At 71.4% G+C, this 8,304-nt stretch carries 9 protein-coding genes; 4 read left to right on the forward strand and 5 right to left on the reverse strand.

The features are described 5' to 3' along the window. Positions 1-759 (reverse strand): MerR family transcriptional regulator (locus D455_RS0101105; RefSeq protein WP_017568918.1); only part of this gene is annotated, 759 nt, incomplete at its 3' end. Between the two features lie 136 nt (positions 760-895). Here D455_RS0101105 and D455_RS0101110 point away from each other — a divergent pair. Then, positions 896-1,708, forward strand: a complete 813-nt coding sequence (locus tag D455_RS0101110) for a thioesterase family protein (protein WP_017568919.1) — start codon at positions 896-898, stop codon at positions 1,706-1,708. 52 nt (positions 1,709-1,760) lie between these two features. On the opposite strand, the gene D455_RS0101115 is transcribed toward D455_RS0101110, so the two are convergent. Further along, positions 1,761-2,504, reverse strand: a complete 744-nt coding sequence (locus D455_RS0101115) for a metallophosphoesterase (RefSeq protein WP_017568920.1) — start codon at positions 2,502-2,504, stop codon at positions 1,761-1,763. Between the two features lie 438 nt (positions 2,505-2,942). Here D455_RS0101115 and D455_RS0101120 point away from each other — a divergent pair, with 438 nt between their 5' ends. The 3 genes from D455_RS0101120 to D455_RS0101130 are packed head-to-tail and all read left to right on the forward strand — an operon-like array spanning position 2,943 to position 6,151. Next, positions 2,943-3,935, forward strand: a complete 993-nt coding sequence (locus tag D455_RS0101120; RefSeq protein ID WP_017568921.1) for a Bug family tripartite tricarboxylate transporter substrate binding protein — start codon at positions 2,943-2,945, stop codon at positions 3,933-3,935. Continuing rightward, complete coding sequence (locus D455_RS0101125; RefSeq protein WP_017568922.1) at positions 3,932-4,600, forward strand: tripartite tricarboxylate transporter TctB family protein; 669 nt, start codon at positions 3,932-3,934, stop codon at positions 4,598-4,600. Before D455_RS0101120 ends, D455_RS0101125 begins: the two co-directional genes overlap by 4 nt. Further along, positions 4,601-6,151, forward strand: coding sequence for a tripartite tricarboxylate transporter permease (locus tag D455_RS0101130; protein WP_017568923.1), 1,551 nt, complete (start codon positions 4,601-4,603; stop codon positions 6,149-6,151). It abuts the gene before it with no gap. A gap of 146 nt (positions 6,152-6,297) precedes the next feature. Here D455_RS0101130 and D455_RS28825 read toward each other — a convergent pair whose 3' ends face one another. The 3 genes from D455_RS28825 to D455_RS28830 all read right to left on the reverse strand — a co-directional run. After that, positions 6,298-6,711 carry a Rossmann-fold NAD(P)-binding domain-containing protein gene (locus tag D455_RS28825; protein ID WP_017568924.1) on the reverse strand — a complete coding sequence of 138 codons (414 nt, stop codon included), beginning with the start codon at positions 6,709-6,711 and terminating at the stop codon, positions 6,298-6,300. Between the two features lie 50 nt (positions 6,712-6,761). Then, complete coding sequence (locus tag D455_RS0101140) at positions 6,762-7,643, reverse strand: metal ABC transporter permease (RefSeq protein ID WP_017568925.1); 882 nt, start codon at positions 7,641-7,643, stop codon at positions 6,762-6,764. After that, positions 7,631-8,304 (reverse strand): metal ABC transporter ATP-binding protein (locus D455_RS28830; protein WP_017568926.1); only part of this gene is annotated, 674 nt, incomplete at its 5' end. The genes D455_RS28830 and D455_RS0101140, both read right to left, overlap by 13 nt.

Here is an 8,304-nt window from a genome sequence, read left to right on the forward strand (position 1 = left end):
GACCTGCTGGCGGGCGGCGTTGGCGGCGAAGGCCTCGCGCAGGTAGGCGCTCAGCCCCTGGCCGTGGGCGTCGATGGTGGCGGTGAAGCGCTCGTCGTCCACGTACATCCGTCCCAGACCCCGGTGCATCTCGGCGGGGCAGTCGTAGAACCAGTGGGTGATGTGGGCGCGGTGCCGTTCGGCCAGGTCCATCACGGCGGTGCTGTCGGGCGCCCGCCCCTCGGTCATGGCCCGGGCCAGGGCCTGGTAGATCTCCTCGCTCTCGGCGTTGATCCGTTCCCAGTCGGCCTTGGTGTAGGAATTCACCCTGCGCTGGGACTGGGCGTAGGCCTCGGTGCCACCCCAGCGCTGGCGGGCCTCCTCGGAGTGGGCGTCCACGTCGAAGTCGCCGAAGAGTTCCAGGCGTTCGGCGGAGGTCAGGTTCAGGTCCATGCTGTCGGCCTCCATCAGGTGTTCGAGTGCCTGGGCTATCTCGCGCAGGCGGTCGATGCGTTCGTGCACCAGCCGGTACTGGCGTGCCAGGTGGGCGCGGGTGTCGGCGTCGGGGTCGTCGAGGAGGGCGGCGATGCGGTCCAGGCCGAAACCCAGTTCCCGATAGGTCAGGATCTGCCGGAGCCGTTCCATGTCCTCGTCGCTGTAGCTGCGGTAGCCCGAGCGGGTGCGCTCGGCCGGAACGAGGAGTCCGATCCGGTCGTAGTGGTGCAGGGTCCGGATGGTCTGTCCGCTCATCCGGGCGACCTCACCGACGGTGTGTCCCATCTGTCCTGGCGCCTTCTCGCTGGTGGGTGACGTGGGAACGAAGCTAGGGCCTGACGTCGCGTCAGGGTCAACCGTGTTCTCCGGTGGGGTGGTCCCGCCTCCGCCACCTGCCCTTACTCGCCGGTAACATCTGGGTATGAGCCTTGACCACACCACCGAGGGCTTCCGGTTCGACCGGGACACCCGTGTCGAGAAGCGGGCCGACGGCGCGTTCGCGGCCACCCTCACCGATGCCTGGACGACCTTCACCTCCCACCCCAACGGCGGCTACGTCCTGGGCGCCGCCCTCAGCGCACTGCGCCAGGACCTGAGCCAGCCCGATCCCCTGGCCGTCTCGGCCTTCTTCCTGCGTCCCGCCGCCCCCGGCGAGGCCACCGCGCGCACCGAGGTGGTGCGCGAGGGACGGCGCACCGCGACCGGCCAGGTGATCCTGGAACAGGGCGGCAAGGAGATCGTGCGCGCCACCGCCACCTACGGCGACCTGTCCCCCGACCCCGCGGCCCGCGTCCTGAGCCTGGACGAGCCCCCGAAACTGCCCGCCCCCGAGGACTGCCCCGTCCCGCCCGAGTTCGACGACCCCGAGGGGCTGGGTATCGCGCGCAGCGTCGAGTACCGCTACCCGGGGCGTCCGGGGTGGCTCGACGGCAGGAAGGACGGCCACCCGCACGCCGAGTTCTGGATGCGCTTCGCCGACGGTCGCGAGCCCGACACCCACTCCCTGGTCTCGATGGTGGACTTCGCTCCCCCGGCGGTGCTCGAGATTGGTGAGTTCGCCACCATCACCGTGGAGCTGAGCGTGCACGTGCGTGCCCGGCCCGTACCCGGGTGGTTGGCCTGCCGGGTGTTCACCAAGCACGTCTCCGGCGGTCTGCACGAGGAGGACATGGAGATCTGGGACGGCACGGGCACCCTGGTCGCCCAGTGCCGCCAGTTGGCGATGCTCCTCTGACCGTCCCCGGACACGGGTGTGGGTCGCCGCCCGGGCGGCGACCCACACCGGGTCAGACCACCGCGCGGAAGTGCGTGGTCAGGCGGTGGTCCTCGTCCAGGAGGTGGAAGGCCACCCCCGGCGGCTGGTCGCGGTTGGCCACCGGCTCGCCCTCCCAGGGCATGCGCAGCGTCCACGTCACCCCGGGCGCCAGCAGCAGGGGCCGCCCGGCGAAGGTGGTCGCCCCGCCGGTGTGGGCGTGTCCGACCAGGATCCCCGCCACCCTGGGGTGGGCGTGCAGCAGTCCGGCCAGGTCGTCGGCGTTGTCCAGCCGCATGGAGTCGGGCAGCGGGTGGTGGACCCGCACGGGCGGGTGGTGCAGGGCGAGCAGGGCGGGCCTGTCCTCAGGCAGGGCGTTCAGGGTCTCGTTGATCCACACCAGGGTGGCCGTGTCCAGGTGGCCGCCGTCCTCGCCCCCGATCGTGGAGTCGCAGGCCAGCACGGTCGCTCCGCCCACCTCGTGCACCTGGTTGAACGGTTCCGCGGACGGCTCCCGTCCCAGCATCGCCCGCCTGAGCGTGGCGCGGTCGTCGTGGTTGCCGGGGCAGACCAGTACCGGGAAGGGCAGGTCCAGCAGCCGGGCGGCCTGCTGGTACTCCTCGGCGGTGGCGTGGTCGGCGACGTCACCGGTGACCAGGAGTGCGTCCGGTGCCTGGTGGAGGTCGCGCAGGTACTCCACCGTGCGGGTGGCCCGGTCCGTGGTGCGGTCGGTCCCGTCCAGGTGCAGGTCGCTGATGTGGGCGAGCAGGAGCGTCATGGCCGTCCTTCGTCGGTCGCGGATGGGTTTCCCGCCCTCCGGGACCGGGCGGATGGATCGCACCCGCCGCGGGCCGACGATCGGCTCCTCTCCCGTCGGGCAGATCGAAGGCTATTGCGCGCACCGCGTGTGCGACAGGGTGGGCCGTACCGCCGGTAACAGGACCCTCGCGTCGCCTTGGGCCGGGGTCCGTCGACGGGCGGGCACCGGGCCGCGACCGGCGGAGGGCACGCGGGACGAACAAAACAACCACTGTGTCCAAAACGACCAGAAGATTTACCGGTCGGCAATCCTTACGCCATGCTCACGAAACCGGTGCGGATGCGACCGGCGCCACGGGGCGGTGTAAGGGCCGCCACATCCCCCTCGGGTGGTTTTTCCGTCGGCCCGCGAGCTCCCGCCCGCACCGCGGACCGGCAGCAACGAAGAGAGCCACCCATGAGCATGCAGCGCGTCCTGCGCGTCGGCGGCGCGATCGCCGCGGCCGTCGTCATCGGCGCCGCGACGGTCAACGCCGCGTCGACCGGAGGTGACGGCGCCGACGCCGTACGCAGCCGACTGACCACGATCGTGCCCGCCTCGCCCGGCGGCGGCTGGGACCTGGTGGGGCGTGAGTCGCAGAACGCCCTGCGTGAGGGCGACGTCGTCGTCAACAACCAGGTGATCAACGTTCCCGGCGCGGGCGGCACCATCGGTCTCGCGCAGGCGGTCCGTCAGGAGGGCCGGGCCAACATGCTGTTGGTGACCGGCACCGTCATGATCGGCAGCGTCATCGTCAACGACTCCTCGCACGACCTCCAGGACGTCACCCCCGTCGCCCGTCTGGCCGACGACTACGAGGTGATCGTGGTTCCGGCGGACTCCCCCTACCAGGACATCGGCGACCTGGCCGAGGCCTGGCGTGAGGACCCCGGCGCGATGGCGATCGGCGGCGGCTCCCTGGGCGGTACCGACCACCTGCTGGCCGGGCTGGTCGCCTCCGACGTCGGCGTCGATCCCCAGGACGTCAACTACATCGCCTTCTCCGGCGGCGGTGAGGCCCTGACCTCGTTGCTGTCGGGCAGCGTCGACGTCGGCATCAGCGGCTACAACGAGTTCAGCGACCAGATCGCGGCGGGCAACCTGCGTGCCCTGGGTGTCTCCGCGCACGAGCGCGTCGAGGGCATCGACGTTCCGACCCTGGCCGAGCAGGACGTGGACGCGGTCCTGCCCAACTGGCGGGGGGTGGTGGCGCCTCCCGGTATCAGCGAGGCCGAACAGGCCGAGCTGATCGAGATCGTCACCGAGATGCACGCCACCCCGGAGTGGCGGCGGACCCTGGAGCGCAACCGCTGGGACGACACCTTCCAGACCGGTGAGGAGTTCGAGGAGTTCCTCGCCGCGGAGACCGAACGCATCACCACCATCACCGAGGAACTGGGCCTGTCTTGAGTACCGACACCACCTCCCCCGCTCGGGCGCCGGAGCCCTCCGCCCCGCCGTCCCGCCCCTCATGGTGGCGTGGCAGAACCGAACTGCTGGTCGCCGCCCTGGTGCTGGGCCTGGCCGGGTTCATCGCCGTGCAGACCGCCACCATGCCCGTACCGCCGGGTACCGAACCGCCCGGTCCGCGTTTCTTCCCCACCCTGGTCGCGATCTTCATGGGCGGTGTGGGCATCGCCCTGACCGTGCAGGTCGTCCTGCGACCGGCCCGCACCGCCGCCGAGGAGGCCCCGGCTGCTCCCGTGGCCGAGGACGGTGCGACCAACGAGGCAGACGAGAGCACCAAGGCCGGTGAGACCTCCGGGGACGGCGGGGCCGCCGAGGGAACCGGGGCCAGGACCGCGGAGACCGGTGAGGAGGCGCCCGTCCGTATCGACTGGCGCCGCCTCGGGCTCGTCGTGGCCGCGCTGGTGGTGTTCATCCTTCTCCTGCAGCCGGTGGGCTGGCTCCTGTCCGCGGCCCTGCTGTTCTTCGGCGTGGCCTACGCCATGGGCAGCCGCCGCATCCTGTTCGACATCGTGCTGTCGCTGGTCTTCTCCTCCCTCATCCAGCTCGCCTTCGTGGCTGGCCTGGGACTGAACCTGCCGTCGGGCATCCTCGGAGGCATCTTCTAGATGGACGCGTTCAACCACCTCATGGAGGGGTTCGCCAACGCGCTGAGCCCCGAGTACCTCTTCCTGGCGCTGGTGGGCGTCATGCTCGGCACCGCCGTGGGCGTGGTGCCCGGCCTGGGTTCGTCCATGGCCGTCGCGCTGCTGCTGCCCATCACCTTCCACCTCGACCCCGTCGGCGCGTTCATCATGTTCGCGGGGGTCTACTACGGCGGGCTGTTCGGTGACTCCACCGCCGCCATCCTGATGAACACGCCCGGGCAGGGTTCGGCCATCGCCACCGCCATCGAGGGGCACAGGATGGCGCGGCGAGGGAGAGCCCCGCAGGCGCTGGCCACGGCGGCGATCGGTGCGTTCATCGGCGCGATCGTGTCCACGACGCTGGTGGCGTTCTTCTCACCGGCCATCGTGGAGCTGGCGCTCCAGTTCGGCCCGGCCGAGTACTTCGCGCTCACGGTCTTCGCGTTCGTCGCCACCTCCTCCGTGGTCTCGCACTCGGTCGTGCGCGGCCTGGTCGCCCTGGGTATCGGTCTGACCATCTCGATGGTGGGCATCGACGGCCTCAGCGGGGCCGAGCGCTTCACCCTGGGTATCCCCCAGCTCTTCGAGGGCCTGAGCATCATCACGGTGACCGTGGCGCTGCTGGCGGTCGGCGAGGTGCTGCACGTGGCCGCCACCTCCCATGCGAGCAAGGGCGAGGACGGCTCCCTGCGTCGCAGCGGGACGCCCTGGCTGGGCCGTGCCGACCTGCGGCGCACCCTCCCGGCCTGGGGCCGCGGCACCCTGTTCGGTCTGCCGTTCGGGTCCATCCCCGCCGGTGGCGCGGAGATCCCGACCTTCCTGGCCTTCGGTACCGAACGCAAACTCGCCGCGCGCCGGGCCCGGCGCGGCACGGGCGCCGACGAGTTCGGTGACGGCGCCATCGAGGGTGTGGCCGCGCCGGAGGCCGCGGCCAGCGCGACCGCCGGAACCGCCATGGGTACCCTGCTGGGCCTGGGACTGCCCACCTCGGCGACCGCCGCGATCATGCTCGCCGCCTTCCAGCAGTACGGCATGCAGCCGGGTCCGCTGCTCTTCGAGCGCGACGGCGACCTGGTCTGGGCGCTCCTGGCCAGTCTGTTCATCGGCAGCGTCATGCTGCTCATCCTGAACCTGCCCTTCGCGCCGCTGTGGGCGAAGCTGCTGCTGGTCCCCAAGCCCTACATGTACGCCGGGATCGCCGTGTTCTCGTCCCTGGGCGTGTACGCGGCCGCCTCCTCCATGGTGGATCTGTGGCTGATGCTCATCCTGGGCCTGCTGGCGTTGATGATGCGTCGTTTCGACATTCCGCTGGCTCCGGTGCTGATCGCGGTCGTTCTGGGGCCGGTGGCCGAGCTGGAGTTGCGTCGTGCGTTGGCCGTGGGTCAGGGCGATGTGTCGGTGCTCGTGGACAGCGGGATCACCGTGGGGATCTACGGGCTGCTGGTGGCGATCGGTCTGACCGTCGCGATCGGTCGGGTGCGTGCCCGGAGGGCCGCGCGCGGGAAGGCCCCGGTGGAGGCGGGGCGCGGCTGACCCCGGCTCCGGTTCCCCGGGACACGGCGCGGCGGCGGTGCGGACACTGGTTCGCGCCGCCGCCGCGCGNGCCGCCGACCGGCGGCCCTGGCGCCACCGGTCTCCTCCGGGAGCGCTCCGGATCTCGGGGCGGAGCGGAGAGGGCGTCAGACCGCGGACCACCTCTGTTGGTGGGCGCGGGCGAAGTCGGCGAAGGAGCGGGGCGGGCGTCCGGTCAGGCGGTGGACCGTGTCGGTGACGCGGTCCACGCGGCCTTCGGCGATGTCGGTGTCCACCTTGGCCAGGGCAGCGGCGAAGGGCTCCGGCACTCCCGCGTCCAGGTTGCGCCGGACCGTCTCGGTCACCGTGGCCGGGGTGTGGCGCACCGGCCGTCCGGTGGTCTCGGCGATGGTCCTCGCCGCCTCCGCGTACCCGAACGTCTCCGGGCCGGTGAGCACGTGTTCGTCGGCCACCGGTCCCGGCTCCAGCAGGACCCGCGCCGCGACGGCCGCGATGTCGGCGGCGTCGATCCATCCCGTACGGTCACCGCGGCGCTGTGATCCATCCGGTAGGACGCGCACGTCCGCCCCCGGGCGCCGGCCTCGGCGACGACGGTGCCAGGGCCTTGGTCTCAGGTGGTGGCGCGCGCCCGGAGTCTGCGCGTGGCCCTGCCCTGACGGAGCACGCCCTGCCTGGGCGAGAACAGGTAGGCCAGGGCGAAGAGGGTCGCCTGGGCGAGCACGACGGAGCCGCCGGTGGACACGTTCAGGTGGAAGCTGACGAGCACGCCCGTCACGGACGCCACCGCCGCCACGGCCGCGGCGATCACCAGCATTCGTTCGAAGCGGTCGGTGAGCAGGTAGGCGACCGCTCCGGGGGTGATGACCATGGCCACGACCAGGATGATGCCCACTGTCTGCAACGCCACCACCACGGTGACCGACAGCAGTCCCAGCAGCAGGGCCTCCAACAGGCGGGGGTTGATCCCCACCGCGTGCGCGTGGACCCGGTCGAAGGCGTACAGGGTCAGGTCGCGGTGCTTGTACCAGACCACCGTCAGCACCACCCCGGCCAGGAGGAGCACCTGCCAGATGTCGGCGGTGGACACCTCCAGCACGTTGCCGAACAGGACGTCCTCCAGGTCGGTCCGGCTGGGTACCCGGGAGACCATGACCAGGCCCAGGGCGAACATGGCGGTGAAGACCACGCCGATGACGGCGTCCTCCTTGACCCGGGAGGTCCGGTTGACCACCCCGATCAGGGCGACCGATCCGGTGCCGAAGACCAGAGCGCCCACGGCGAAGGGCAGTCCGAACACGTAGGACAGCACCACCCCGGGCAGGACGGCGTGGGAGACGGCGTCGCCCATCAGCGACCAGCCCACCAGGGTCATCCAGCAGGACAGGACGGCGCACGCCACTCCGGCGACCACGCTGACCAGTAGGGCGTTGCGGATGGATTCGAGTCCCAGGGGCACGGTGAACCACTCCGTGACCGCCGTCAGTGCTTCCACAGGGCGACCTCCTCGTCGAGGTGGGTGCCGAAGCCCTCCATGAGGGTCTCAGGGCGCAGGACCCGTTCGGGGCTGCCGTGGGCGATGACGCGGCGCTGGAGCAGGACCGCCTCGTCGCACAGGGCGGGTACCTGGGCCAGGTCGTGGGTGGACACGAGCATGGTGTGGCCCTCGTCGCGCAGTTCCCGCAGGAGTTGGGTGATGCGCCCCTCCGAGCGTTTGTCGACTCCGGCGAAGGGTTCGTCGAGTAACAGCACGGAGGCGCCCTGGGCGATGGCGCGGGCGATGAAGGCGCGTTTGCGCTGGCCTCCGGAGAGGGTGCCGATCTGGCGGTCGGCCAACTCGTCCAGATGGGTGCGGTCCAGGGCGTGGGCGACGGCTTCGCGGTCGGCGGGTCGGGGGCGGCGGCGCTGGCCCATGTGCCCGTAGCGGCCCATCATCACCACGTCGCGCACGCGTACCGGGAAGGTCCAGTCGACCTGTTCGGACTGGGGTACGTAGCCCACCAGTCCGCGGCGGCGGGCGGCGGCGCCGGTGCGGCCGAGGATCCTCACCCGTCCGCGGTCGGTGGGGACGAGGCCGAGCACGGTCTTGAACAGGGTGGACTTGCCCGACCCGTTGGTGCCGAGCAGGCCGCAGACGCGGCCGGGAGCCACGGACA

The sequence above is a fragment of the Nocardiopsis halotolerans DSM 44410 genome, from assembly GCF_000341065.1.
Lineage (GTDB): Bacteria > Actinomycetota > Actinomycetes > Streptosporangiales > Streptosporangiaceae > Nocardiopsis > Nocardiopsis halotolerans.

What these genes read in the sequence shown, in the direction of transcription:
- D455_RS0101120 (WP_017568921.1), top strand. Translation starts at nt 2,943, where the DNA reads ATGAGCATGCAGCGCGTCCTGCGCGTCGGCGGCGCGATCGCCGCGGCC.
- D455_RS0101130 (WP_017568923.1), top strand. Translation starts at nt 4,601, where the DNA reads ATGGACGCGTTCAACCACCTCATGGAGGGGTTCGCCAACGCGCTGAGC.
- D455_RS0101115 (WP_017568920.1), bottom strand. Translation starts at nt 2,504, where the DNA reads ATGACGCTCCTGCTCGCCCACATCAGCGACCTGCACCTGGACGGGACC.
- D455_RS0101110 (WP_017568919.1), top strand. Translation starts at nt 896, where the DNA reads ATGAGCCTTGACCACACCACCGAGGGCTTCCGGTTCGACCGGGACACC.